The sequence below is a fragment of the Streptomyces sp. NPDC047841 genome (assembly GCF_040704085.1).
Classification (GTDB): domain Bacteria; phylum Actinomycetota; class Actinomycetes; order Streptomycetales; family Streptomycetaceae; genus Streptomyces; species Streptomyces argyrophylli.
This window is the reverse complement of record NZ_JBEYRP010000006.1, coordinates 151,386-175,851: the sequence shown is the minus strand read 5'-3', so window position 1 is coordinate 175,851 and position 24,466 is coordinate 151,386. Positions and strand designations below refer to the sequence as shown.

General features: G+C 70.0%; 20 protein-coding genes, 1 tRNA gene and 2 pseudogenes. 7 read left to right on the top strand and 16 right to left on the bottom strand.

What is annotated here, in order from left to right; genetic code table 11:
• A pseudogene (locus AB0947_RS11450) lies at positions 1-618 on the top strand (helix-turn-helix transcriptional regulator); the annotation flags it as partial.
• An 18-nt stretch (positions 619-636) separates the two neighbouring features.
• Here AB0947_RS11450 and AB0947_RS11445 read toward each other — a convergent pair.
• The 7 genes from AB0947_RS11445 to AB0947_RS11415 form a co-directional block, all read right to left on the bottom strand.
• Positions 637-1,680, bottom strand: a complete 1,044-nt coding sequence (locus AB0947_RS11445) for a LuxR C-terminal-related transcriptional regulator (protein WP_366750117.1) — start codon at positions 1,678-1,680, stop codon at positions 637-639.
• A gap of 176 nt (positions 1,681-1,856) precedes the next feature.
• Positions 1,857-2,963, bottom strand: a complete 1,107-nt coding sequence (locus tag AB0947_RS11440; RefSeq protein WP_366750116.1) for a substrate-binding domain-containing protein — start codon at positions 2,961-2,963, stop codon at positions 1,857-1,859.
• Between the two features lie 307 nt (positions 2,964-3,270).
• Positions 3,271-3,735, bottom strand: a complete 465-nt coding sequence (locus tag AB0947_RS11435; protein WP_103814833.1) for a helix-turn-helix domain-containing protein — start codon at positions 3,733-3,735, stop codon at positions 3,271-3,273.
• Positions 3,736-3,740: 5 nt separating this feature from the next.
• Complete coding sequence (gene dnaJ, locus AB0947_RS11430; RefSeq protein ID WP_366750115.1) at positions 3,741-4,910, bottom strand: molecular chaperone DnaJ; 1,170 nt, start codon at positions 4,908-4,910, stop codon at positions 3,741-3,743.
• A gap of 33 nt (positions 4,911-4,943) precedes the next feature.
• Positions 4,944-5,600 (bottom strand): nucleotide exchange factor GrpE, encoded by a 657-nt coding sequence (grpE, locus tag AB0947_RS11425; RefSeq protein WP_366750114.1) that lies wholly within the window; start codon positions 5,598-5,600, stop codon positions 4,944-4,946.
• Entirely contained in the window at positions 5,600-7,444 is a 1,845-nt protein-coding gene (gene dnaK, locus AB0947_RS11420) for a molecular chaperone DnaK (protein WP_366750112.1), read from the bottom strand. The genes grpE and dnaK overlap by 1 nt, the downstream gene beginning before the upstream one ends.
• A gap of 94 nt (positions 7,445-7,538) precedes the next feature.
• A complete protein-coding gene (locus AB0947_RS11415) occupies positions 7,539-8,558 on the bottom strand; it encodes an MraY family glycosyltransferase (RefSeq protein ID WP_366750110.1) in 1,020 nt (339 codons plus the stop codon).
• Between the two features lie 200 nt (positions 8,559-8,758).
• On the opposite strand from AB0947_RS11415, the gene AB0947_RS11410 reads away from it, so the two are divergent.
• Positions 8,759-11,041, top strand: coding sequence for a (Fe-S)-binding protein (locus AB0947_RS11410; protein ID WP_366750108.1), 2,283 nt, complete (start codon positions 8,759-8,761; stop codon positions 11,039-11,041).
• Between the two features lie 63 nt (positions 11,042-11,104).
• On the opposite strand, the gene AB0947_RS11405 is transcribed toward AB0947_RS11410, so the two are convergent.
• Complete coding sequence (locus AB0947_RS11405) at positions 11,105-11,434, bottom strand: antibiotic biosynthesis monooxygenase (protein ID WP_366750106.1); 330 nt, start codon at positions 11,432-11,434, stop codon at positions 11,105-11,107.
• A 487-nt stretch (positions 11,435-11,921) separates the two neighbouring features.
• Between AB0947_RS11405 and AB0947_RS11400 the strand changes: the two genes are divergently transcribed.
• The 4 genes from AB0947_RS11400 to AB0947_RS11385 all read left to right on the top strand — a co-directional run bounded on the left by AB0947_RS11400 (position 11,922) and on the right by AB0947_RS11385 (position 17,488).
• Positions 11,922-13,403 (top strand): FG-GAP and VCBS repeat-containing protein, encoded by a 1,482-nt coding sequence (locus AB0947_RS11400; RefSeq protein ID WP_366750105.1) that lies wholly within the window; start codon positions 11,922-11,924, stop codon positions 13,401-13,403.
• 75 nt (positions 13,404-13,478) lie between these two features.
• Positions 13,479-14,891, top strand: coding sequence for an FG-GAP-like repeat-containing protein (locus AB0947_RS11395; protein WP_366750104.1), 1,413 nt, complete (start codon positions 13,479-13,481; stop codon positions 14,889-14,891).
• 35 nt (positions 14,892-14,926) lie between these two features.
• Positions 14,927-16,354: an FG-GAP-like repeat-containing protein gene (locus AB0947_RS11390; protein ID WP_366750103.1), complete on the top strand. Its 1,428-nt coding sequence runs from the start codon at positions 14,927-14,929 to the stop codon at positions 16,352-16,354.
• A 90-nt stretch (positions 16,355-16,444) separates the two neighbouring features.
• On the top strand, positions 16,445-17,488 hold the full coding sequence (locus tag AB0947_RS11385) for a YIP1 family protein (protein WP_366750102.1): 1,044 nt from the start codon (positions 16,445-16,447) through the stop codon (positions 17,486-17,488).
• Positions 17,489-17,555: 67 nt separating this feature from the next.
• On the opposite strand, the gene AB0947_RS11380 is transcribed toward AB0947_RS11385, so the two are convergent.
• Positions 17,556-18,059, bottom strand: coding sequence for a phosphoribosyltransferase (locus tag AB0947_RS11380; RefSeq protein WP_366750101.1), 504 nt, complete (start codon positions 18,057-18,059; stop codon positions 17,556-17,558).
• Positions 18,060-18,072: 13 nt separating this feature from the next.
• A complete protein-coding gene (dcd, locus tag AB0947_RS11375) occupies positions 18,073-18,648 on the bottom strand; it encodes a dCTP deaminase (RefSeq protein WP_014673940.1) in 576 nt (191 codons plus the stop codon).
• A 534-nt stretch (positions 18,649-19,182) separates the two neighbouring features.
• Here dcd and AB0947_RS11370 point away from each other — a divergent pair.
• Positions 19,183-19,256: transfer RNA gene (locus AB0947_RS11370), tRNA-Gly, on the top strand.
• 155 nt (positions 19,257-19,411) lie between these two features.
• On the opposite strand, the pseudogene AB0947_RS11365 reads toward AB0947_RS11370, so the two are convergent.
• From AB0947_RS11365 to AB0947_RS11340, 6 genes and pseudogenes are all read right to left on the bottom strand, one after another.
• Positions 19,412-19,576 (bottom strand): annotated as a pseudogene (locus AB0947_RS11365) (site-specific integrase); the annotation flags it as partial.
• A 16-nt stretch (positions 19,577-19,592) separates the two neighbouring features.
• Entirely contained in the window at positions 19,593-21,548 is a 1,956-nt protein-coding gene (locus AB0947_RS11360) for an AAA family ATPase (protein ID WP_366750100.1), read from the bottom strand.
• Between the two features lie 812 nt (positions 21,549-22,360).
• Positions 22,361-22,771 (bottom strand): PIN domain-containing protein, encoded by a 411-nt coding sequence (locus AB0947_RS11355; RefSeq protein WP_366750099.1) that lies wholly within the window; start codon positions 22,769-22,771, stop codon positions 22,361-22,363.
• Positions 22,768-22,989 (bottom strand): type II toxin-antitoxin system VapB family antitoxin, encoded by a 222-nt coding sequence (locus AB0947_RS11350; protein WP_180989643.1) that lies wholly within the window; start codon positions 22,987-22,989, stop codon positions 22,768-22,770. Before AB0947_RS11350 ends, AB0947_RS11355 begins: the two co-directional genes overlap by 4 nt.
• Positions 22,990-23,160: 171 nt before the next feature.
• Positions 23,161-23,880, bottom strand: a complete 720-nt coding sequence (locus AB0947_RS11345; RefSeq protein ID WP_366750098.1) for a hypothetical protein — start codon at positions 23,878-23,880, stop codon at positions 23,161-23,163.
• A gap of 82 nt (positions 23,881-23,962) precedes the next feature.
• Positions 23,963-24,433, bottom strand: a complete 471-nt coding sequence (locus tag AB0947_RS11340) for a hypothetical protein (protein ID WP_366750097.1) — start codon at positions 24,431-24,433, stop codon at positions 23,963-23,965.
• Positions 24,434-24,466 lie beyond the last annotated feature (33 nt).

Genomic DNA, 24,466 nt, shown 5'->3' with positions numbered 1-24,466 from the left:
CGGCCCTGGACGCGGCGACGGCAGAGTGCCGCTCCGAGGTGCTGACCGTGCAGCCGACCAGCCGCCGGATGGAGCACACCCTGCTCCAGGGCCTGGAAACGCGACCGCCCCCTCCTCGAACGCGGCGTGCGCATCCGGACCCTGTACCAGCACACCGCCCGCTACAGCCCCGAAACCCTCGGCTACGTGGCCCAGTTCTCCGTCGGCAAGGTGGAGTACCGCACCATCGACGAACTGGTGGAGCGGCTCATCATCTGCGACGAGACGGTCGCCTTCATCCCCGTCCGCGACGACCGCCAGGTCGCCCTGGAACTGCGCCACCCCGGCCTGGTGCGCTACCTGATCAAGGTGTTCGAGTTCATGTGGGCCCGTGCCGTGCCGATGAGCACCGGCGCCCCCTACGAGACGGCCCCGGACGGCATCACGGACATCCAGCACTCCATCGCCAAGCTCCTGGTCGAGGGCCACGTCGACGAGGCCATCGCCCGCCGTCTCGGCATGAACGTGCGCACCTGCCGGGCCCACATCGCCAAGCTGGCCCAGGCCCTCGGCAGCGGCAGCCGCGCGCAGCTCGGCTACCTCATCGCCCAGTCCGGCATCCTCGACCGGAAGCACTGAGGCGCGGCGCCACCGGGCTCAGCGCGCGGCCGGGGGCTCCTGCTCCGGGCCGGCGAGGGCGGTGCTCGGCAGGGGCGGCCGGTGCCCGTCCAGGCCGACCTGGGCGATACGGACGCCGAGCTGGGTACGGCTGGCCGCGCCCAGGGTCTCCGACAGGCGCGCGATATGGGCCCGGCAGGTGCGCACGCTGATGCCCAGGCGCTCGGCGATGACCGCGTCCTGGTGCCCCTCGGCGAGCAGCGCGGCGATGGACTGCTCGCGGTGCGAGATGCCCTCGATGCCGGTGTCGGGGAGCGGGGCCGTGAGCGGGATCGCCAGGCGCCAGAGCCGTTCGAAAACCGTCACGAGGTAGGCCACCAGGGCCGGGTGACGCAGCTCCAGGGCCATCGTGCGGTCGGTGTTGGCGGGGATGAACGCCACCGTGCGGTCGAAGAGGATGAGCCGGTCGATGACCTCGTCCAGGGTGCGCGCCTCCACGGCGTCGCCCATCAGCTCCAGGTAGTTCAGCAGGCCCTGGCCGTGCCGGGCCACATGCGTGTACAGGTCCCGCATCCGCACGCCCCGGCCGCGCAGCGCCAGCGCCCGGTGCAGGCCCTCGGAGAGCTCCGCCTCCCGCCGGATGCCGCCGGGCTGCACGGTGAGCACCTCGGTGGTGCACGCCTCGGTCGCCTCGTCCATCGCGGCCTGGATGCGGGAGAGCCCGTCCAGGACCCGGATGGCGCTGCCCTCGGCCGGCGCCGCCAGCGCGTCCAGCCGCCTCCCCAGGCCCCCGTACCACTCGAACGCGGCCACCGCCGAGCCCACCCGCCGCTGGCTCGCGCTGACCTCGTCGTAGACCCCGCGCAGCAGCCGGGTCATGACCTCCTGCGGGGAGGTCGGCACCAGCCATTCCATGTCGTCCGGGTCCGGGTGCAGCAGGGCCAGTTCCAGCAGGCAGGGCACCGGTTCGGCGTCCGTGCGCGGCACCCGCCCCCGGCGCACGGCACGGGAGTACACCCGGTCCCCGGCTGCACACAGCCGGTCGGCACCGTGAGGATGCTCCTCCGCCCCGTGCCCGGCCATCGCCCATTCCACCCCCGGTGTGCTGCCTCTTCCGTGGCGCAACTATGCGCGGCGCCGAACCGGGTCCGCAACACGGCTCCTTCCACGGCGGCCACCGGAAAGTGGCGTTGCGTCCGGGTTTCGGCACCGGCCCGCGCCGCTCACCGCGACGAGCCGGGGGTGGAAAAGCGGGTGTCCTACTTCAGGCCGATCGTCGTGCAGGCCGCCTTGTACCTGGCGGTGCAGATGTCCCCGACGGTGTAGATGCCGTCCGCGACGACCGTGTCCTTGACGGTGCGCTGGGTCAGCGCGGTCACCTGGACCAGCTTGGCCGGGATGTCCTTGGTGGTGGGGCTGTCCACCCGGTCCTGGGTGAGGGCGTCGAACTGGATGTCCTTGCCCTGGAGCTTGGTGACGGCCATCTGCGCGGCGGCCTCGGCCTCGTCCGGGTAGGACTTGTAGACGCTCATGTACTGCTCCCCCGACACCACCCGCTGCACGGCGTCCAGTTCGGCGTCCTGCCCGGTGATCGGGGGCAGCTTGGTGACACCGGCCGCCTTCAGGGCCTTGATGATGCCGCCCGCCATGCCGTCGTTGGCGGAGTAGACGCCGGCGATGTTGTCCTTGCCGATCTTCGCGATGGCCTTGGCCATGTTGGCCTCGGCGTTCTCCGGCTTCCACTTGACGGTGTCGAAGCTGTCCGCGATGTCCACCTTGCCGTTCAGCTCGGAGAGCGCGCCCTCCTTGAACTGCTTGGCGTTCGGGTCGGTGGGCGAGCCGTTCATCATCACGATCTTGTCGGAGGTGTCGACGCCCGGGCCCAGGGCCGCCAGCAGCGTGCGGCCCTGCACCTCGCCGACGAGTTCGTTGTCGAAGGAGATGTAGGCGTCGATCGGGCCCTCGGCGAGACGGTCGTAGGCGATGACCGGGATGCCCGCGTCCTTGGCCTTCTTCACCTCGCCGGCGATGGCGTGCGCGTCGACCGCGTCGACCAGGATGACGTCGACCTTGCCGTCGATCATGTTCTGCATCTGCTCGGACTGCCGGGCCGCACTGGCGTCCGCGTTGGCGTACTCCACCTTGCCCTGCTTCTTGGTGAGTTCGGCCACCTTGTCCCTGATGATGGGGTAGTCGAACCTGTCGTAGCGGGTGTTCGCCTTCTCCGGCAGCAGCAGGCCCACCGTGATGTCGTTGCCCTTGGTCGGGCTCGCGCTCGCGCCGTCCCCCGTCACGTTCAGCACGCCACAGCCGGCGAGCGAGAGGGTCATCGTGGACGCGGCCACGGATATGGCGATACGACGCATGCGAGGGCTCACTTCAGGTGCGTTCCGGACGTGGGCGTTGCTATACGGCCCAGGTGTCTGAAAAGACAACGCGCAGGCCACACCCGGCGTCAAGAAGAATCACTTAACGAGTGCGCAACAGCACGCTCCGCTGCACCTGTGAAGGTTACGCGAAACCCGCTTCAAGGACCCTTTACGGGCCGTCCACGTCAAGGGAGTTCATGGGAACGGCAAAGATCCGGACATCCAGGGCGGTCCCGCACGGGCCGTTACCGGACACGAAGAGGGGCCCGGAATCCGGGCCCCTCTTCGTGTGCGCCTGTGCGCGTCAGTCCTGCTGCTGCCGTTTCGGCCGCCACACCACCAACGCGCTGGTCTGCTGCACCTCCTGGTACGGCACCAGGTCGCGCCGGTAGGAGGCGTGCACGGCAGCCTCGCGCTGCTGCATCGCCGCCGCCGCGCCGTCCAGGGCCGCCTCCAGCTCCGCGACACGGTGCTGGAGCGCGGTGACCTGGTTCTCCAGTTCGATGATTCGCTTGATGCCGGCCAGGTTGATGCCCTCGTCCTGCGACAACTGCTGCACCTGGCGGAGCAGTTCGATGTCACGGGCCGAGTAGCGGCGGCCCCGGCCGGCGGTGCGGTCGGGCGAGACCAGGCCCAGGCGGTCGTACTGGCGCAGCGTCTGCGGGTGGAGTCCGGAGAGCTGGGCCGCCACCGAGATGACGTAGACCGGGGTCTCCTCGGTCAGTTCGTACGGCCCACGAAAATTGTCACCGCGTCGACGGCCGTCCATCACTCTCAAGCTCCCTTCGCGGCCTCGAACAGCTCCGCCCGCGGGTCCTCGCCCGCGGTCGCCTCGCGATACGCCTCCAGTGCGTCACGAGCCTTCCCCGACAGGTCCGTCGGGACACGCACCTCGACGGTGACCAGGAGGTCGCCGCGGGTGCCGTCCTTGCGGACCGCGCCCTTGCCCCGGGCGCGCATGGTACGGCCGTTGGGGGTGCCGGGCGGCAGTTTCAGGGTGACGGGCGGGCCGCCGAGGGTCGGCACCCGCACCTCACCGCCGAGGGCCGCCTCGGGGTACGTCACCGGCACGGTGACGGTGAGGTTGTCGCCCTTGCGTCCGAACACCGGGTGCTCGCCGACGTGGACGACCACGTACAGGTCGCCGGCCGGTCCGCCCCGCTCGCCGGGCGCGCCCTTGCCGCGCAGCCGGATCCGCTGCCCGTCGGTGACGCCCGCCGGGATGCGGACCTGCATCGTGCGCGACGACTTGGCGCGCCCGCTGCCCTTGCACTCCGTGCAGGGGTGCTCGGCGATCAGCCCGCGGCCCTTGCAGTCGGGGCAGGGGTCGGTCAGCGAGAAGCCGCCGCCGGATCCCCGGGCGACCTGGCCGGTGCCGACGCAGGTCGGGCACACGCGCGGTGTGCCGTTCTCGTCGCCGGTGCCCGAACAGGCCTTGCAGGGCGCCTGGGAGGACATCCGCAGGGGCACCGTGGCCCCCTCGATGGCCTCCGTGAAGCTCAGCGTGACCTCGGACTCGATGTCCTGGCCGCGCCGGGGCTGGGTCCGCGTGCCCGCGGCGCCGCCGCCGCGGTTGAACAGGCCCCCGAAGACGTCACCGAGTCCGCCGCCGAAGCCTCCGCCCTGGGCGGCGCCTCCGAAGAGGTCGCCCAGGTCGAAGTTGAAGGAGCCGCCGGCCGCGCCCGGCCCCGGGCGGAAGCCGCCGTTGCCGAACAGCGCGCGCGCCTCGTCGTACTCCTTGCGCTTCTTGGGGTCGCCGAGGACGTCGTTCGCCTCGGAGATCTCCTTGAAGCGCTCCTCCGCCTTGGCGTTGCCCTTGTTGGCGTCCGGGTGGAACTCGCGTGCGAGCTTCCGGTACGCCTTCTTGATCTCGGCCTCGGTGGCGTCCTTGGGGACGCCGAGGACCTTGTAGTAGTCCTTCTCGATGAAGTCCTTGGTGCTCATCCTCGACGCCCCTCCTTCCCGTCAGTGTTCCCGTCAGCCCTCGTCCGGGCCACCGTTCTCCTTGTCGTCGGCCGCCGGCGTCTCCTCGGCGTCCTCGGCCTTGACGGTCTGCGCGCCGGGCTGCGGTTCGGCGACGGCCACCCGCGCGGGGCGGATGGTGCGCTCGCCGATGCGGTACCCGGGCTGCAGGATCGCCACGCAGGTCGTCTCGGTGACGTCCGGCGCGTAACTGTGCATCAGGGCCTCGTGGATCGTCGGGTCGAAGGGCTCGCCCTCCTTGCCGAACTGCTGGAGGCCCATCTTGGCCGCGACGGTCTCCAGCGACTCGGCCACCGACTTGAAGCCGCCGACCAGCTCGCCGTGTTCCCGCGCGCGGCCGATGTCGTCGAGCACGGGCAGGAGCTCGGTCAGGAGGTTCGCGATGGCGATCTCCTTGACCGCGATCCGGTCGCGCTCGACCCGGCGGCGGTAGTTCTGGTACTCGGCCTGGAGCCGCTGGAGGTCCGCCGTGCGCTCGCTCAGCGCCGTGCGCACCTGGTCCAGCTGGGCGACCAGACCGGCGTTCTCTGCGTGTCCGTCCCCGGCCGGGGCCGCCCCCTCCTCGGGGGCGGCCTTCGGCTCGGCGTCGTCGGAGGTGGCGCCGGAGGGGACGTCGGGCTTCTCCTCGAAGCCCGGGGTCTCCTCCGTCATTACGCGGCCCCGTCCTTGCGCTCGTCGTCCACGATCTCGGCGTCCACGACGTCGTCGTCGGCCTTGGCCTCACCGGCGCCGGCGGAGGCACCGCCCGCGGCCTGCGCGCCCTGGGCGTCGGCGTACAGCGCCTGGCCCAGCTTCTGCGAGACGGCGGCGACCTTCTCGGTGGCGCTGCGGATCTCGGCGGTCTCCTCGCCCTTGAGGGCTTCCTTCAGCTCGCCGACCGCGGCCTCGACCTCGGTCTTGATCTCGCCGGGGACCTTGTCCTCGTTGTCCTTGAGGAACTTCTCGGTCTGGTAGACCAGCTGCTCGCCCTGGTTGCGGGCCTCGGCGGCCTCGCGGCGCTTGTGGTCCTCCTCCGCGTAGCGCTCGGCCTCCTCGCGCATGCGGTCGACCTCTTCCTTCGGGAGCGAGGAGCCGCCGGTGACGGTCATCTTCTGCTCCTTGCCGGTGCCGAGGTCCTTCGCCGTGACGTGCATGATGCCGTTGGCGTCGATGTCGAAGGAGACCTCGATCTGCGGGACGCCACGCGGCGCCGGCGGCAGACCGGTCAGCTCGAACATGCCGAGCTTCTTGTTGTAGGCCGCGATCTCGCGCTCGCCCTGGTAGACCTGGATCTGCACCGACGGCTGGTTGTCCTCGGCCGTGGTGAAGATCTCGGAGCGCTTGGTCGGGATCGTGGTGTTGCGCTCGATCAGCTTGGTCATGATGCCGCCCTTGGTCTCGATGCCGAGGGACAGCGGGGTGACGTCGAGGAGCAGGACGTCCTTGACCTCGCCCTTGAGGACACCGGCCTGGAGCGAGGCGCCGATGGCGACGACCTCGTCCGGGTTCACACCCTTGTTGGCCTCCTTGCCGCCGGTCAGCTCCTTGACGAGCTCGGCGACGGCGGGCATGCGGGTGGAGCCACCGACGAGGACGACGTGGTCGATCTCGTTGATGGAGATGCCGGCGTCCTTGATGACGTTGTGGAACGGCGTCTTGCAGCGCTCCAGCAGGTCGGCCGTCAGCTGCTGGAACTGGGCGCGGGTGAGCTTCTCGTCCAGGTGCAGCGGGCCCTCGGCGGACGCGGTGATGTACGGCAGGTTGATCGAGGTCTCCGTGGAGGAGGACAGCTCGATCTTGGCCTTCTCGGCGGCCTCGCGCAGGCGCTGGAGGGCCATCTTGTCCTTGGACAGGTCCACGCCGTGACCGGACTGGAACTGCTTGACCAGGTAGTCGACGACGCGCTGGTCCCAGTCGTCACCACCGAGGTGGTTGTCGCCGTTGGTGGCCTTCACCTCGACGACGCCGTCGCCGATCTCCAGCAGGGACACGTCGAAGGTGCCGCCACCGAGGTCGAAGACGAGGATCGTCTGGTCGTCCTTGTCGAGGCCGTAGGCGAGCGCGGCCGCGGTGGGCTCGTTGACGATGCGCAGGACGTTCAGACCCGCGATCTCACCGGCCTCCTTGGTGGCCTGGCGCTCGGAGTCGTTGAAGTAGGCCGGGACGGTGATGACCGCGTCCGTGACCTTCTCGCCCAGGTAGGCCTCGGCGTCCCGCTTCAGCTTCTGCAGGATGAACGCGGAGATCTGCTGCGGGTTGAAGTCCTTGCCGTCGAGCTGGATCTTCCAGTCGGTGCCCATGTGGCGCTTCACCGAGCGGATGGTCCGGTCCACGTTCGTGACCGCCTGGCGCTTGGCGACCTCGCCGACGAGCACCTCGCCGTTCTTGGCGAAGGCGACGACGGACGGCGTGGTCCGGGCACCCTCGGCGTTGGTGATGACGGTGGGCTCGCCGCCCTCCAGAACGCTGACGACGGAGTTAGTCGTGCCCAGGTCGATGCCGACCGCACGTGCCATGGTTGATTCCTCCAGCTGACTTGAGTGGAACAGGCTCAAGTGTGCACGAGGAGACCCGCTGGGTCAACAGACCTGAGCCAACAAGGCTCAACTCTTATCCGTTCCTTACACGCAAGTGCCCGCTGACCTGCGTCGATGGCGGGCGGCGGCCCTGCGGAGCGGGAATCAAAAGGAGCACGAGAACGGCGAAGGCGACCCCACCGGCCACCCAGAGCACGGCCGAGTCCCCCGTCCAGCCGGTGTGCACGAGCACCCCCACGAGCACCGAGGAGAAGGCGCCGGCCCCCAGCAGCACCACCGACGCCTGCGGGGCGAGCCCGAGCCGCCGCAGCCGGTGGGCGAGGTGGTCGGGACCGCGCCGCAGCAGCGGGCGCCGGGCCACTCCCCGGGCGAGGACCACGAGGAGGGCGTCGGCGACGGCCACGGCACCGAGGCAGAACACCACGGCCGCGCTCGGCCCGATGTCGTACCCCGCGCGCGTGAAGACCACCGCCGACGACAGCACGAACCCGGTGAACAGCGAGCCGCAGGCGCCGAGCCCGACCCGCGCGGGGTGCCAGTTGTGCATCAGGAAGCCGGTGAGCGCGGCGGCGACCACGCTCAGCAGCACGGCGAGCCCGTCCATCACCTCGGCGGCGGCACAGGCTCCGGCACCGAAGGCGGTGACCACGCCGACCGTCCCGGCCAGCCCGTCGGCGTGGTCGAGCCCCTTGAAGGCGAGGGTGGCGAGGACGATCCAGCCGATGGCCAGCAGCCCGCCCGGCACGCCCGTCTCGTCGTAGGGCACCACGCAGACCGCCGCCACGGCCGTACCGGTGACGAGCACGCGCGCGCGGAGCCGCCACACGTCGGCCACCAGGCCCAGCCCGGCGACGGCGGCGGCCGCCACGAGCAGCCGTCCGACCCCGTCCCCGAGCGGGGCGACCCGGGTCCACTCACCCGTTCCGGCGACCAGGCAGGTGACGATCACGACCGCGAGACCGCCGAGGAGGGGCAGCGGCCGCTGGCGGCGCCGGTCCAGGATTCCGGCCCTGCGGGCGGGCAGCCGGAGCGCCGCCGCGAGCACGGCGGTGAAGAGAAGGGCTGCGGTGGCGGCGGCGATCCCGTAGAGCACGGCTCTAAGGTAGGGGCGAAAGTATCAATTCGGTACGAATAACACGATCCGATTGACGGGCGGCGACCCAGATCACCCCGCGCTCTGCTGCATCCCGACGGAAGATGGGGGTAGTCTCAGACGGACTGCATAAGTTACCGCTTAGTAATGTCGATCAGCTCAGACAGCTCGTGTCGACCGAGGCCGCCTCAGGAGCCCCAATGCAACTCGCCGCGATCATCGTGTCGCTGGTCCTGATCGTGGTCGGCGTGGCACTGTTCGGCCGCGCCCTCCTGCAGATCTACAACTTCATGCGGCTGGGCCAGCCGGTGCCGGCCGGCACGCGGACCGACGATCCCACACAGCGCACCCTCACCGTGGTGAAGGAGTTCCTCGGCCACACGCGGATGAACCGCTGGGGCGTCGTCGGCGTGGCGCACTGGTTCGTGGCGGTGGGCTTCTTCACGCTCCTGCTGACGATCGTCAACGCGTTCGGGCAGCTGTTCAAGGCGGACTGGCTGCTGCCGGTCCTCGGCGACTGGGCGCCGTACAACGTCTACGTCGAGTTCATCGGCACCATGACGGTGATCGGCATCCTCGCCCTGATCGTCATCCGCCAGCTGAGCCACCCGCGCAAGCCGGGCCGCAAGTCCCGCTTCGCCGGCTCCAACTTCGGCCAGGCGTACTTCGTCGAGGCCGTCATCCTCATCGTCGGCGTGTGCATCTTCATGCTGCACGCCCTCGAAGGCGCCCAGCACCACGTGGACGGCTACGAGGCCTCGTTCTTCATCTCGTACCCCGTCGTCTCCTGGCTGGAGCACGCGGACGTCTCCACGCTGCAGAACCTCACCTACTTCTTCGCCGGCCTGAAGATCGCGACCTCCTTCATCTGGATGATCACGGTCGCCCTGAAGACCGACATGGGCGTGGCCTGGCACCGCTTCCTGGCGTTCCCGAACATCTGGTTCAAGCGCAACGCCACCGGCGAGACCTCGCTCGGCGCCCTGCTGCCGATGACGTCCGGTGGCAAGCCGATCGACTTCGAGGACCCCGGCGACGACGACGTCTTCGGCGTCTCCCAGGTCGAGCAGTTCTCCTGGAAGGGCCTGCTCGACTTCTCCACCTGCACCGAGTGCGGCCGCTGCCAGTCGCAGTGCCCCGCCTGGAACACCGGCAAGCCGCTCTCCCCGAAGCTGCTGATCATGTCGCTGCGGGACCACGCCCACGCCAAGGCGCCGTACCTGCTGGCCGGTGGCGGCAAGACCATGGAGGGCGAGGAGAAGGCGTCCGAGGAGCAGCTGAAGGACGTTCCCGCCGCCGCCCTCGCCGAGGCCGAGCGCCCGCTGATCGGCACGGCGGAGGAGAACGGCGTCATCGACCCGGACGTGCTGTGGTCCTGCACCACCTGCGGCGCCTGCGTCGAGCAGTGCCCGGTCGACATCGAGCACGTCGACCACATCGTCGACATGCGCCGCTACCAGGTGATGATCGAGAGCGCCTTCCCGTCCGAGGCGGGCACGATGCTCAAGAACCTGGAGAAGAAGGGCAACCCCTGGGGCCTGGCCAAGAAGCAGCGCCTGGAGTGGACCAAGGAGGTCGACTTCGAGGTCCCGGTCGTCGGCAAGGACATCGAGGACCTCACCGAGGTCGAGTACCTGTACTGGGTCGGCTGCGCCGGCGCCCTGGAGGACCGCGCCAAGAAGACCACCAAGGCCTTCGCCGAGCTGCTGCACATCGCGGGCGTGAAGTTCGCGATCATGGGCGGCGACGAGAAGTGCACCGGTGACTCCGCCCGCCGCCTGGGCAACGAGCCCCTCTTCCAGGAGCTCGGCATGGAGAACGTGATGGCCCTGAACACGGCGTTCGGCGAGGAGCTGGACGACGAGGGCAAGGTCGTCCCCGAGTCCGCGAAGCCCAGGTCGGCGAAGAAGATCGTCGCCACCTGCCCGCACTGCCTCAACACGATCGGCAACGAGTACCCGCAGCTCGGCGGCGACTACGAGGTCATCCACCACACCCAGCTGCTCCAGCACCTGGTGGACGAGGGCAAGCTGGTCCCGGTCACCCCGGTCGAGGGCATCATCACCTACCACGACCCGTGCTACCTGGGCCGCCACAACAAGATCTACACGCCCCCGCGCGAGATCATCGGCAAGGTCCCCGGCCTGCGCAACGAGGAGATGCACCGGCACAAGGAGCGCGGCTTCTGCTGCGGCGCCGGCGGCGCGCGCATGTGGATGGAGGAGCGCATCGGCAAGCGCATCAACAACGAGCGCGTCGACGAGGCCCTGTCGCTGAACCCCGACATCGTCTCCACCGCCTGCCCGTTCTGCCTCGTCATGCTCACGGACTCCGTGAACGGCAAGAAGAACGACGGCAAGGCCAAGGAGTCCATCCAGGTCGTGGACGTCGCCCAGCTGCTGCTCGACTCCGTCAGGACGCCGGCCGACCCGGCGGGCGAGGCCGAGGCGCAGAGCGAGCCGGAGCCGGAGCCGGTGAAGTAACGGCCCCTGGAACCCGACGGCGCCCCCTGACCCGCACGGTCAGGGGGCGCCGTCGTCCGTCCGTCAGGCGCCCTTGGGCGCGGCCTGCTGCACCACCTCGAACGACCACAGGGTCGAGCCGGAGGCCGCGGGCTTCGGACGCTCGCCGCCCTCGCCGCCGCCCTGGTGCGCCGACTTCATCGGCCCCTCCATCCACGCCTGGAAGGACTCCTCGTCACGCCAGCGCGTGTAGACGAGGTACTGGTCGGTGCCCTCGACGGGCCGCAGCAGCTCGAACCACTCGAAGCCGTCGGAGTTCTCCACCGCGTGGGCCCGCGAGGCGAACCGCTTCTCCAGGACCTCCCGCTGCTCGGCGGGAACGGTCAGCACGTTGATTTTCACAACACTGGGCACATGACACCTCTCGTCGAACGGGGCCCCGGCTGGACCCCTCATCCGGATCATGTGCGCGCAGTGTCCTACATGCGACGGTCAAAGAAGCGTGAGGACGACTCCGCGTCGTGCCCTGAAGTGTGGTCCGCCTGACCGCGCCGGCCCCCGGGGACCGTGAAGACGTGGAACGGCTCGGGCAGGCAGCGCGCCGATGTGCCGCCCAGGCGGACACGGGCGAGCGGCAGGCCGGACCAGCCGCCGCTCAGGCCGAGTCGCAGGAGACGCCGCCCGGCGCCGAACCGGCGGTGGCCTCCGGTCTCCACCGGCGGTCACAGCGGCCCCGGGAAAATTCACCGAACTCATGTACAACCCTTACGCCCCGGCGCGAGTCTCATGATCGCCGGCCTCCTGTGAACCGCGGAGCAACTCGCGTCGAACACAGGGAGACCGCACCCCATCGACTGCGGATGCCCGCCAGGCATCCCCCGCATGCCGTAGGAGAAACCGCATGCACAAGCACCGCCGACTCGCCCTCGCGACGGCCACCGCGGCCGCACTGACGGGCGGTCTGCTCACCTTCGCCGCGTCGCCCGCGACCGCCGCGGATTCCGTCAAGGTCGCGAAGGCCGACTTCAACGGCGACGGCATCGGTGACGTCGCCACCTCCGCCGCCGGCGCCTACGTCAGCGGCCACAAGGACGCCGGCCAGATCGTCGTGCTGTACGGCACGGCCACCGGCGTCTCCTCCGCCAAGCGCACCGTCATCAGCCAGAACACCACCGGCGTCCCCGGCACCGCCGAGGCCGGCGACGGCTTCGGCCAGGAGACGGCCTACGGCGACTTCAACAACGACGGCTACGACGACCTCGCCGTCAGCTCCCCCTTCGAGAAGGTCGGCACCGACACCAACGGCGGCGACCTCGTCATCCTGTACGGCTCCAAGACCGGCCTGACCGGCAAGTCCGCCCACCTGGTCGACCCGGCCGCCTCCTCCCACGACTACTGGGGCAAGGACCTCGCCGCCGGCGACTTCGACGGCGACGGCAAGACCGACCTGGTCGTCGGCAGCTCCGCCGCCACGCTCTACCTCTACAAGGGCGGCATCAGCGCCTCCGGCACCGCGGGCAGCGTCACCACCGTCAAGCCGCCCATCCTCTCCGGCAGCAACGACTACCCGTTCGGCCCGATGAGCCTGACCGCCGGCGACGTCAACGGCGACGGCCGCACCGACCTGGTGGTCGACGGCTACGAGACCACCACCCAGTACGGCTGGAACACCAACTACTGGCTGCCCGGCACCGCGAGCGGTCTGACCGGCTCCTCCGCCAAGGCCCTCAAGCCCGGCATCATCACGGCGATCGGTGACATCAACGGCGACGGCTTCGGCGACATCGTCAGCGGCGCCGGCTGGGACGCCACCACCGAGGACGGCACCCCCGTCCCGGACGCCTCCAACGGCGGCCGGGTGAACGTCACCTACGGTTCCGCCTCGGGCCCGGCCGGCACCACCGGCATCAGCCAGAACACCGGCAGCGTCCCCGGCACCTCCGAGAAGGGCGACTCCTTCGGCTGGGACCTCGACCTCGGCGACATCAACGGCGACGGCTACCAGGACCTCGTAGTCAGCGCCCCGCTGGAGGACATCGAGGGCGTCACCGACACCGGCGCGGTCACCGTCCTGTACGGCTCGGCGTCCGGCGTGAACACCGCCTCCGGCGCCCAGTCCTTCAACCAGAACACCACCGGTGTCCCCGGCGGCAACGAGAAGAAGGACCTCTTCGGCATCGACGTCAAGCTCGACGACGTCACCGGCGACGGCAAGGCCGACCTGGTGATCGGCGCGAACGAGGACAGCGGCGACGGTGCCCTCACCTACCTGCCGTCCAACGGCTCGAAGATCACCACCTCGGGCAGCCGCTTCATCGGCGCCGGCAGCGCCGGCGTCTCCACCTCGGGCACCCCGCAGTTCGGCTCCGTCTTCGCCGACTGACCAGCCCTCGTCCCGTTCATCCCCGGCCGGGCCCGCGCGTCGCGTGCCCGGCTCCCTCCCACCCGGAGCCCCGCCTTGCGCAAGCGCGTCCTCCTGCTGGCCGCCACCCTGACCACCGGCCTGCTCACCGCCCTGCCCGTCACCCCCGCCTCCGCCGCGCCCTCCCGGCTCAGCGGCGACTTCAACGGCGACGGCTACCTGGACATCGCCCTGAGCGCCGCCGGCCACCAGGTCGGCTCGGCGCAGCAGGCCGGTGCGGTCGTCGTCCTCTACGGTTCGTCCTCGGGCGTCTCCGCCGCCAAGCGCACCGTCATCACACAGAACTCCACCGGTGTCCCGGGCACCGCCGAGGCCGGGGACCTCTTCGGCCAGAGCCTGGCCGCCGGCGACCTCGACGGCGACGGCTACGCCGACCTCGTCGTGGGCGCCCCCGGCGAGGCCATCGGCGACCGCGACGCCGTGGGCAGCGCCACCATCCTGTGGGGCGGCGCGTCCGGTCTGTCCGGCGGCGCCCTGGTGCCCCAGCCGTCCACCCTGGACGAGTGGGGCAACTTCGCCGCCGGCATCGCGGTCGCCGACTTCGACGGGGACGGCAAGAACGACGTCACCCTGACCGGGCGGACCGAGACCCGCCTGTACAAGGGCCCCTTCACCCGCACGGGCACCCCGGTGAGCAACGTCCGGGTCGGCGAACTGGGCAGCACCACCGAGGTGTTCGCGGGTGACCTGAACGGCGACCGCGCCGCCGAGCGCTTCTACCCGTTCCTCGTCGACGGCGACGAGGGCGGCGACGTCACGTACTTCACCTGGAACGGCTCCAAGCACGTCATGAAGGACCTGCCGAAGGCCGACGGTCTGCCCGGCTCGATCGGTGACATCAACGGCGACGGCTACGGCGACGTGGTCCTCGGCGACCCCACCGACCCGGGCGGCTCCAAGAAGTCCGGCCACAAGGGCGGCCAGATCTCCGTCTGGTACGGCGGACCGAACGGCCCCGACCCCGCCCAGACCCCGACCGTGATCCACCAGGACACCGCGGGGGCGCCCGGGACCGGCGAGGCCGGCGACCTGTTCGGCTCGTCGGTCGGCACCGGCGACATCAACGGCGACGGCTACGCCGACGTCGCGGTCGGCGCGCCCGGTGAGGCCATCGGCACCATCCGCGAGGCCGGCGCGGTGACGGTCTTCCTCGGCTCCGCCAAGGGCCTGACCACCAAGGGCGCGAAGACCTGGACGCAGGACACGGAGGGCGTGCCCGGCGGCTCCGAGACCGGGGACCAGTTCGGCCAGTCGGTGCGGCTGACCGACATCAACAAGAACGGCAAGGCCGACCTGATCATCGGCGCGGGCGGCGAGAACGGCTACGGCGCCGTCACGATCCTGCGCGGCACCGCCTCCGGCCTGACCACCGACTACGCCAAGTTCATCAGCGCCCGCGACGTCTCCGTGCAGGGCCTCGGGAACTTCGCGTGGGCCATCGCCCCGTGACGTCCCCCCTCCCCAGACCTTCCCGGGGGAACCCCGTGCGCACACGCGCCCTCGCCGTCGCGCTCGCCGCCGCGCTGGCACCGCTCGCCCTGGCCGTGCCCGCCGCCCACGCGGCCCGGGCCGCCGCCCCGTACGACTTCAACGGCGACGGCCGCGCCGATCTCGCGGTCGGCGCCCCCGACGCGACCGTCGGCGGCCGGTCCAAGGCGGGTGCCGTCTCGGTCGTCTACGGCAGCTCCACCGGGCTGAGGACGGCCACCCGCACCCTGATCACCCAGAACACGGCCGGCGTGCCCGGCACCGCCGAGGCGGGCGACGCCTTCGGCAGCGCCGTCGCCTCCGCCGACCTGGACAAGGACGGCTACGCCGACCTGCTGATCGGCGCGCCCGGCGAGGACGTCGACGGCGACACCAACGGCGGCACGGTGGTCGTCGTCTGGGGCGGCCGGTCCGGTCTCTCCGGGGCCCGCACGGTCGTCAACTACTGGGAGGTGGAGACGGACCGGTACGGGCAGTCCCTGGCCGTGGGCGACCTCGACGGTGACGGTGACCTCGACGTCGTGATCGGTTCCACCGGCTCCAGCGCCCTGAACTTCGTCAACGGCCCCGTCACCCGGTCCGGCTCCTTCCAGGGCGGCTCGGGAGCGGGCTTCCCCGCCCCCTACTCCCCGTCGTACGGCGTCACCTCCGTGTCCGCCGGGCGGGTCTCCCCCGCCTGGTCCACCAGCCTGGTGGTGCACGGCCGGCAGCCCCGCACCGGTGCCGCCGTCACCCACCTGGTCACCGACCCGTCCCTCGGCAACTTCACCGACTGGTGGCAGGAACTGCCCGCCGGCACGGTCTCGGCGATCGGCGACATCGACAAGGACGGGTACGCCGACATCGCCGTCGGCAACCCTGCGGAGACCTCCGCCGATCCGGCGGGAGCCAAGGGCGGCAGGGTCACCGTCGTCTACGGCGGACCGGGCGGCGAGGACACCACCCGCGCCCCGCTGGTCCTCACCCAGGACACACCGGGCGTGCCGGGCGCGGCCGAGACCGGCGACGCGTTCGGCGGCGGCGTCTTCCTGGGCGACGTGGACGGCGACGGCTTCGAGGACCTGGCGGTCGGCGCGCCCGGCGAGGACTCCGGCGCCGGATCGGTCACCCTCCTGCGGGGCACCGCCCACGGGCTGACGACCAAGGGCGCGGTGTCGTACACCCAGAACACCGCGGGCGTCCCCGGCACCGCCGAGAAGGGCGACCGCTTCGGCGCCCGGGTCCTGCTCGCCGACCACTCCGGTGACCACCGCGCCGAGCTGACCGTGGCGGGTCCGGGCGAGAACGCGGCCGACGGCGCGGTCTGGTCGCTGCGCGGCGCCCCCACCGGGCCGACGACGGCCGGAGCGCTCTCGTTCGGCCCGTCGGCCACCGGCATCTCCACGTCGGGCACCCCGCGGTACGGCTCGGTCCTCAACCACTGACGCCGCACGGCATCACCGGGGGCACCTGGGGCGAACCCCGGGGGGAACCCTGGCAGGACCCTGAACCGCCCGCTGACGCTCCCTTAGGGGATGTCACAGGTCGGCCGCAAAGCCGGGCCCGGACCGCCGGGCCCGGCACACCGGTCCTCAGGACCAGGTACGTTCGTTGACGTGGCTGGATTCAGGATCGGACGCGGGGGCCGGGACAACCGCACCCCCCAAGGACAGCAGGCGCCGCAGGGACCGTCGTACGGGCACGGGCAGGGACACGGGCCCGCCCGGCCCGGGGGGCCGTCGTACGGACGGCCGGGCCCCTCCGCTCCCGCGGGCCCCTCGTACGGCTACCCGTCGGCACCGCAGCCGCCGTACCAGCGGCAGGGGCAGCCGTACGGGTACCCGGGGCCGGCCGACGACGGACCGGAGTACTTCGGCGACGGCGGCCACCACCCGGGCCCCGGCCCCGGCGCGCACGACCCCTACGCGGCCGACAACCCGGGCCACACCCAGGCCTTCTCGGTCGACGAGGCCGCCGGCTACACCCAGGGCGCCACCTACCAGGCGGGCTCCGCCACCGCGCCGGCGGCGCCGCTCGGCCCGCCCCTGCACTGGAAGGAACTGCTGAAGGGGATCGTCCTGTCCCCGAACGACACCTTCCTGCGCATGCGGGACTACACGATGTGGACGCCCGCCCTCGTCGTGACCTTCCTCTACGGCCTGCTCGCGGTCTTCGGCTTCGACGGCGCCCGCCAGGACGCGATCAGCGCCACCCTCTCCAACGCGGTGCCGATCGTGCTGATCACGGCGGTCGTGATGGTCCTCGGCCTGTTCGTCCTGGGCGTGGTCACCCACACCCTGGCCCGCCAGCTCGGCGGCGACGGCGCCTGGCAGCCCACGGTGGGCCTGTCCATGCTGATCACGGCGCTCACGGACGCGCCCCGCCTGGTCGTCGCCATGTTCTTCGGCGGCGACGCCGGCTTCGTCCAGCTCCTCGGCTGGGCCACCTGGATCGGCGCGGGCGCCCTGCTGACCCTGATGGTGTCCCGCTCCCACGACCTGCCGTGGCCGAGGGCGCTGGGCGCGTCGGCGATCCAGCTGATCGCGCTGCTGTCGATCGTGAAGCTCGGCACGTTCTGAGTGCCGACGCGCGGAAAGGGCCCCCGGCGGGAAAGCCGGGGGCCCTTTCCGGTGTCCGTGCCCGGGATCAGGCGTCCAGGACCTGCCCCGTGCGCTTCACCACGGGCGGCTCCACGCTCCACGGGAAGTTGATCCAGTCGTCGGTCCGCTTCCACACGTACTCGCACTTCACGAGGGAATGGGACTTCTCGTAGATCACGGCGGAGCGCACCTCGGCGACGGTGTCGAGGCAGAAGTCGCGGACCAGCTTCAGGGTCTTGCCGGTGTCGGCGACGTCATCGGTGATCAGAACCTTCTTGTCGGAGAAGTCGATCACGTTGGGGACGGGCGCGAGCATGACCGGCATTTCGAGGGTCGTCCCCACACCGGTGTAGAACTCGACGTTCACCAGGTGGATGTTCTTGCAGTCGAGGGCGTAGGCGAGCCCGCCCGCGACGAAGACACCCCCGCGCGCGATGCTGAGCACGATGTCGGGCTCGTACCCGTCGTCGGCGATGGTCTGCGCCAGCTCGCGGATGGCGGCCCCGAACCGCTCGTAGGACAGGTTCTCCCGCACGTCTGCGCTGCTCATGCTGTGGTCGCCCTCACACCTGGGTCCGATGGAAATTGAGATAGGACCGCGAGGCGGTCGGCCCGCGCTGCCCCTGGTACCGGGAGCCGTAGCGCTCACTGCCGTACGGGGACTCGGCGGGCGAGGTCAGCCGGAACATGCACAGCTGCCCGATCTTCATCCCCGGCCACAGCTTGATGGGGAGCGTGGCGAGGTTGGACAGCTCCAGGGTGACGTGCCCGCTGAATCCCGGGTCGATGAACCCGGCGGTCGAGTGCGTGACCAGCCCCAGCCGCCCGAGCGAGCTCTTGCCCTCCAGCCGGGAGGCGAGATCGTCGGGAAGCGTGATCACCTCGTACGTGGAGGCGAGCACGAACTCCCCGGGGTGCAGGATGAACGGCTCGTCGCCCTCCGGCTCCACCAGCCGGGTCAGATCGGCCTGCTCGACGGAGGGGTCGATGTGCGGGTACCGGTGGTTCTCGAACACCCGGAAGTACCGGTCCAGCCGGACGTCGATGCTCGACGGCTGCACCATGGTTTCGTCGTAGGGATCGATCCGTACCCGCCCGGCGTCGATCTCGGCCCGGATGTCCTTGTCTGAGAGAAGCACGTAGCGAGGATACGCAAGGCGTGCGGAGCCGTCGCAATCGCGACGGCTCCGCACGCCCGCTGTCACACGCCGGCTACAGCCGGTTCCTCTCCCGCCGCGCCCTTACCTCTTCTCCAGGACGACGGGGACCGCGCTGCGGAGCCGGGCACACCGCGGGCACCGCACGAGCCGGCCGGGGCCGAGCCGCTCGGCCTTCTGCATCGGGAACGAAGCGGTGCTGAAGACGTGCCCGTCCGCGCATCGGACGACGGTGCGTTCCATCAAGTCCCTCAAGTCCCTTCCCCAGGAGCCTCGTCCGGCGTTGCTGCCCGGACGACAAAGGCACATTACGGGATCAAAGAGACGACTCTCCAGGCGGCACTCCGGCCCCACCGGGACCGCCCACGGTACGCCCCAACTCCAGCCGCCCGCAGCCGGTTACCCCGCCGCCACCGACTCATTCCTCCGGGCTCCGGACACCGGGGCCCGATGATGATGTAGAGTGAGCGAGCATCCGGACACCGGACCCTCCTGGGGCCGTACCGTCCGTATTACGCGGGTGTAGTTTAATGGTAGAACATCAGCTTCCCAAGCTGAGAGCGCGAGTTCGATTCTCGTCACCCGCTCCATGAGAAACCCCCAGGTCAGAGACCCGGGGGTTCTTTGTTGTCCAGACCAGTGGGCGGGCTGCGCACCACATCCGCACCATGAGCGGCGGCTAGCTGCCGGTGGACCTCTCCTTGTGGTGCGCGCTCTTGTCCGTGTGGTGCTTCGCACGCTCGACGCGGACCATGTCGTCCAGCTTGCGAGTGGCGCCGGAACGGGTGGACAGCGTGTGTCCGGTGTGGCGAAGGTCGTAGAACCGGAAGTCGTCGGAGAGGCCGGCGGTGGTTCGGGCGCGGCGCCACTTCCGTCCGAAGGAGGTGCGACGGAGGGGCGCCCCCTTCTCATGGGTACCGCGCCGGCTACCGGCGGGCGGCCAGAGAGCGGACGTTCTCCAGCAACGCGTACAGCAGGAACGGGGGCTCCGTCGCGACGGTCCGGGTGGTCTCCAGGTACGTCGCCGAGTTCTTGCCGTCCACGCCCTGGCCGGTGCGGACCAGTTCCTTCCTGCGCTCCTGCCAGGACGGCCAGTGCTCGTCGAGATAGGTCTCCAAGGTGTCCTCGAAGACGGTGTAGCGGCGGGCCGACTCGTCGGCGGGTTGGGGAGTGGGCGCCGCGCCGAGGTACTGGAGGAGGTTGGCGTTCTTGGTCCGGTTGTGCCGGGCCTGGCTCTCGGCCTGCCGCTCCGCTTTCTCGCGCTCGTACGAGTCGCGGTGGCTCACTGCCTCCCGCTTGCGCTCCTCCATGCCCGCGTCACCGTCGAACACGACGTGGCAGGGGACTCCCAGAGCGCTGTACAGCGCGTCGGAGAGCATGAGGTTGTCCTTGCCGTTGACCTGGATGACGCTCACGCCCTCCGCGCCCAGGTTGATCCCCGACCGCTCCGCACAGCCGGTGATCACGCCCTCGTCCCCGCCGCCCTCGACCAGCACTACCGCGTGGGCGAAGAAGCCCTCGGCCAAGGCGCCGCCGAGCGTGCCCTCGGTCCGGCTGCGGATCACCTGCTTGTCGACCAGCCCGTCCAGGGCACGGCACAGGTCCTCCTCCGTGGCCTGCCACACCTCGGTGACCGGGTGCTCGGCCCCGGCGTCGCGGCTGAGTCGGCGGATCTGGTGATAGCCCTTCGGGTCGATGAAGACAGGGTTGTGGGTGGCGTACATGATCTGGGTGCGCTCCCGCGGCGAGGACGCGACCAGCTCGCGCAGCACCTTTGCGAACGTCCGGGCCTGCGGCGGGTGCTGGAAGAGCTCCGGCTCCTCGATGGCCAGGCACAGCGTGCGCACGCCGCCGGCCGAACTCCTGCGGTCGGCCAGGTACTTCAGCGCCGCGATGATCAATGCCCGCTGGAAGCCGTGGCCCTGCCGGTAGACCGAGGTCTGGGCGGCGCCGTCGCGGATGCTCACCTGGAAGGTGGTCCGGGCCGGCCTCGGCACGTGCACTGTCGGGGTGACGACCACCTTGCGCCCGGTGGTGAACTTGGCGACCTCGGCGGACAGCGCGTCCGACACCTCTTCGAGCACCGGACCGTAGACCTTGGTGTGCAGCTCCTGGCGTGCCAGGTGGGCGTTCTCCTCGATCTCGCCGAGCTGCTCGTTCGCCTGCGAGCGGTCCACGGCGTGATCGAGGATGCGGCCGACCGCGGTCGTCTTCTGGTCGTCCGCCTCCTCGTACGCCCGCAGGTCGGCGGAGACGAACACGAAGTCGATCAACTGGGCGAGCCGGCTCTGCCCGGCGAAGCCGAAGAAGTGGGTGTCCTCGACCTCGGCCTCGGTGAGGCGGTCGCGGTGGGCCAACTCCCAGGTCTGCATCGCCTCCAGGGCTTTGTCCTTGCTTCCGGCGGCCGACAGCCCGAGGCTGGGGTCGCTCTCCCGCAGCCGGTCGTAGGCGCGGCGCAAGTCCATCGCCTTCTCGTTCCGGCGTACGTCCTCGAACGGCCCGTACGCCAGCGCCTTGCCAGTGATCTTGTCCTCGCCGTTCTGCCACGTCCGCCAGATGCTCACGCTCCGCGCGCCCTCGGGCGCGTACCGGCCAAGGACCTGCCGGTCGTGGTCCGTGAGGCCGTCGAACTCGACCTCCACGGTGATACGGCCGTCGGTGGATCCGGAGTGGACGTCGTCATCGCTGAGCGAGACACCCCGTTCGCCGTTGAAGAACCAGTCGAGTGCGCGCAGCACGGTGGACTTGCCGACACCGGTCGGACCGATGAAGGAGGTGATGTCTTCGAAGGACACGTCCACCTTGTGCAGACAACAAAAGTTCTCGATGCGAACGCGCTTGATTTTCACGGTCGTCCTGGGTGTCCGATACTGGCGGGGCATTTAAATGCCCATGTGACGAACGTGACGCTAGCAGCAGTCGTGACGGCGGATCTGTCGATTTAAGACAGTCCGAGCAGTTCCGCATAGCGGACAACGCCGTCCATGCGGCGCGACTTAGGGGTCATTTTCTCCCCTCGCGGGCACTTTCTCCTGGTCTTCTCGGGGTGACGTCGCCTGCCGTGAGGGCCGCGGGCACGCAAACGGCCACAAGTGGAGGTTTCAATTCCACTTGATGACGGGCTGCGTGAACTTCTGCGCCTACCGGGCCCTTGCCGTATTTGGCGAACGTCCGCCTTCCCTGCAGGACGGTTCGATACGGCAAGCGTGAACTTCGCGCCGCGCGCGCCGGGCCTCGCCAAGGCCCACGATCCCAAGCTCGTAGCGCAGTCCGCGGGCAAGTTTGCCGGTGATGTACTGGCCACCCGTGAGGATCTGCCCGCAGAACACTTCGAGGGGGCGGATTCCGAGGTCTTCGAAGCTCTGTTCACCTCACTTCCGCCGGTGCTGGCCACGTTGGCGCTCCACGCACTCGCTTTGGGGGAGGGAACTCTTCGGCAGTCGACGGTGGAAGAGGACTGGACGCGGTTCACCGAAACTGCAGCGAAATCGGTTGATGGTCAGGATGGCGGCACAGGGGATGTCGCTGCGGGAAAAGAGCGGCGGGGGAAACCCCGTGGCCGAAGCAGGCAGCGCGGTCGACGAGCGGAGCCAGGAGGCGGCGTCCCTTCCCACGCCATACACGTCAGTGACGCTTCAGGCCCCGATGGCCGACCTTCGCAAGTCCCCGTCCACAACCTGTGGGGGAAAGCACCTCAGGTGATGTCGTGGACATTGTGCTCGAGCAGATCGGTTGCGTGCCGGGCGATTGCCCGGTAGTCGGCATCGTCGTGGAGAACAGCCAGGCCGTGGTGGGCGGCGGTGGCGGCGATGACGAGGTCCACCGCCGAGGCGCTGCGATGCTCCCCGGCGTGGGCCATACGGTGTTGCACCGCGCTGATCCAACGCCCCGCGTGCTTCGGCACCGACACGTCGGGATAGAGGTCGGTGAACATCTCCGCGATCTCGTCGTACTCACGGCCGTTCCGGGCGCTGTGCAGGAACTCGGTTCGCTGCACGTAGCAGGATGCGATGGCACCGGCGTCGATCGCGTCGTACCAGGCCGACTGCAGTTTTGGTTCGCGAAGCAGCCGGACCAGACCAGAGGTGTCGAGCAGGTAGATCACCGGCTGTGCTTCTCCGCCCGGTGCAGGCGCTCGGCGTCCTCGACGGCACCCCACTCACGCGCACGCTCGAAGTGACGGCTGATGCGCGCCGCACGCTCCTGCTGTTCGGCGTAGAAGTGCAGAGCCAGGTTGACCGCCTCCTTCTTGGTCCTGACCTTGGCCAGGGCCATGGCACGCTCCAGGGCGTCGTCATCGATGTCGATCTGGGTCACAGACATACGAGCACCTCCTACGCAATGTTGGTGATGTACGTAGAAAAGTATGTCACCAACATTGACTGCGCCACATCCGAACGTCAGATGTGCGATCCAGGCGCCCTCGCTTCCCAAGCTGAGAGCGCGAAAAACCCCCAGGTCAGCGACCCGGGGGTCGATCACCTCATCGATCCGTCACCCGAGGATCGAGGACGAGTCGCAGCCGAGGCTGGCGCGGCTGGCGACGGTGAAGGAGATGCTTCCGGTGTTCTCCCAGATGTTGTTGATGTTGGCGAACAGCCACCTCGTGGTCAGGCTGTGGTCGGCCGACGAGAGGGTGGCCGTCCGGCCCTCCGTCCCGGGCCTGATGCGGAACGTCACCGCGGTGTCCGCCAGCTTGTACGGCGGTGTCTCCTGGGCGCTCAGTGTCGTCCCGGAGAAGCTGCCCGGTCCCGTCACCGACACCACGTCGGCCACCGCCATCACCGAGGCCAGATTGACCCGGTGGATGTGGTACTGCGCTCCCACGGGATTGCGTGTGGTGTCCGGGCGCCATCTGAACGTGAACGTCGATCCCGGCGCGATCCGGCCGCCGAACGGGTTCGGTGACGACCACTCGTTGATCGCTCCCTCGCCCAGCCGGGTGCCGAAGACGTTGCGCCAGTAGAAGCGGGGGTTGAGCCACGCGTTCCCCGGCTGAATGCACTCCGGGTCCCGCGCGGTCGTGGCCCGCGCCGCCGCCGCTGCGGGCCGGGCCTGCGCCGTGGCGGCGTTCGCGGGCAGTGACGACGCCAGCAGCATCGCTGCGGCCAGCGTGCCCAGGGTCCAGGTGCGCCGCCTCCCCCGTCGCAGCCGTGGCACCGACGAGGCAGCGCGCCGGATACGGCCCGGCAGGGGGTTTTCTGCTCCGTACATCTCCAGCCTTTCTCTGCGCGTGACCCGTCGGTGGCGCCGGTCGGGCCGGCGGGACCACCGACGGGCCGGTTGACCGGGTGGCTCAGTCCTCGTTGGGGTCGAGGACGCGGCCCTTGAGCTTGATCGGGTTGGCGGCGCCCACCTTGAGCTGGCCGTCGGTGTAGCGGCCCGGGGTCGCGCCGTCGACGGCGGTCACCTGGGCGCCGTAGCCGAGGCACTCCTGGTTGGTGGACAGGTACGGGTTGTGGGTGAAGGTCAGGGTGCGGCCCCCGTCACCGAGGGTGCCCTGGGTGGTTTCCAGGTTGCCCTTCGCCTGGAGCGTGTTGACGTCGTGGTAGGCCCAGGACAGCCAGCCGGTGAACACGAAACCGGTGGGCGCCTTCAGGGTGAAGGTGATGTCCCCGGGGTTGACCGGGCCGGGGACGGTGCTGAGGATGCCGAAGCTGAGGTGGGCGGGGACTCCGCCCGGCGCGTCCTCGACGATGCCCTGCTGGAGGATGTAGAGCTTGTTCTCCGATCCCGGCTGGACGGGGGTCTGGGTCTGTGTGGCCATCGTTGTCCCTTCTGTGGGTGGGTGTGTCCGCGT

What these genes read in the sequence shown, in the direction of transcription:
- AB0947_RS11445 (WP_366750117.1), bottom strand. Translation starts at nt 1,680, where the DNA reads ATGGCCGGGCACGGGGCGGAGGAGCATCCTCACGGTGCCGACCGGCTG.
- AB0947_RS11440 (WP_366750116.1), bottom strand. Translation starts at nt 2,963, where the DNA reads ATGCGTCGTATCGCCATATCCGTGGCCGCGTCCACGATGACCCTCTCG.
- AB0947_RS11435 (WP_103814833.1), bottom strand. Translation starts at nt 3,735, where the DNA reads ATGGACGGCCGTCGACGCGGTGACAATTTTCGTGGGCCGTACGAACTG.
- dnaJ (WP_366750115.1), bottom strand. Translation starts at nt 4,910, where the DNA reads ATGAGCACCAAGGACTTCATCGAGAAGGACTACTACAAGGTCCTCGGC.
- grpE (WP_366750114.1), bottom strand. Translation starts at nt 5,600, where the DNA reads ATGACGGAGGAGACCCCGGGCTTCGAGGAGAAGCCCGACGTCCCCTCC.
- dnaK (WP_366750112.1), bottom strand. Translation starts at nt 7,444, where the DNA reads ATGGCACGTGCGGTCGGCATCGACCTGGGCACGACTAACTCCGTCGTC.
- AB0947_RS11410 (WP_366750108.1), top strand. Translation starts at nt 8,759, where the DNA reads ATGCAACTCGCCGCGATCATCGTGTCGCTGGTCCTGATCGTGGTCGGC.
- AB0947_RS11400 (WP_366750105.1), top strand. Translation starts at nt 11,922, where the DNA reads ATGCACAAGCACCGCCGACTCGCCCTCGCGACGGCCACCGCGGCCGCA.
- AB0947_RS11385 (WP_366750102.1), top strand. Translation starts at nt 16,445, where the DNA reads ATGTCACAGGTCGGCCGCAAAGCCGGGCCCGGACCGCCGGGCCCGGCA.
- AB0947_RS11380 (WP_366750101.1), bottom strand. Translation starts at nt 18,059, where the DNA reads ATGAGCAGCGCAGACGTGCGGGAGAACCTGTCCTACGAGCGGTTCGGG.
- AB0947_RS11360 (WP_366750100.1), bottom strand. Translation starts at nt 21,548, where the DNA reads ATGCCCCGCCAGTATCGGACACCCAGGACGACCGTGAAAATCAAGCGC.
- AB0947_RS11350 (WP_180989643.1), bottom strand. Translation starts at nt 22,989, where the DNA reads ATGTCTGTGACCCAGATCGACATCGATGACGACGCCCTGGAGCGTGCC.
- AB0947_RS11345 (WP_366750098.1), bottom strand. Translation starts at nt 23,880, where the DNA reads ATGTACGGAGCAGAAAACCCCCTGCCGGGCCGTATCCGGCGCGCTGCC.
- AB0947_RS11340 (WP_366750097.1), bottom strand. Translation starts at nt 24,433, where the DNA reads ATGGCCACACAGACCCAGACCCCCGTCCAGCCGGGATCGGAGAACAAG.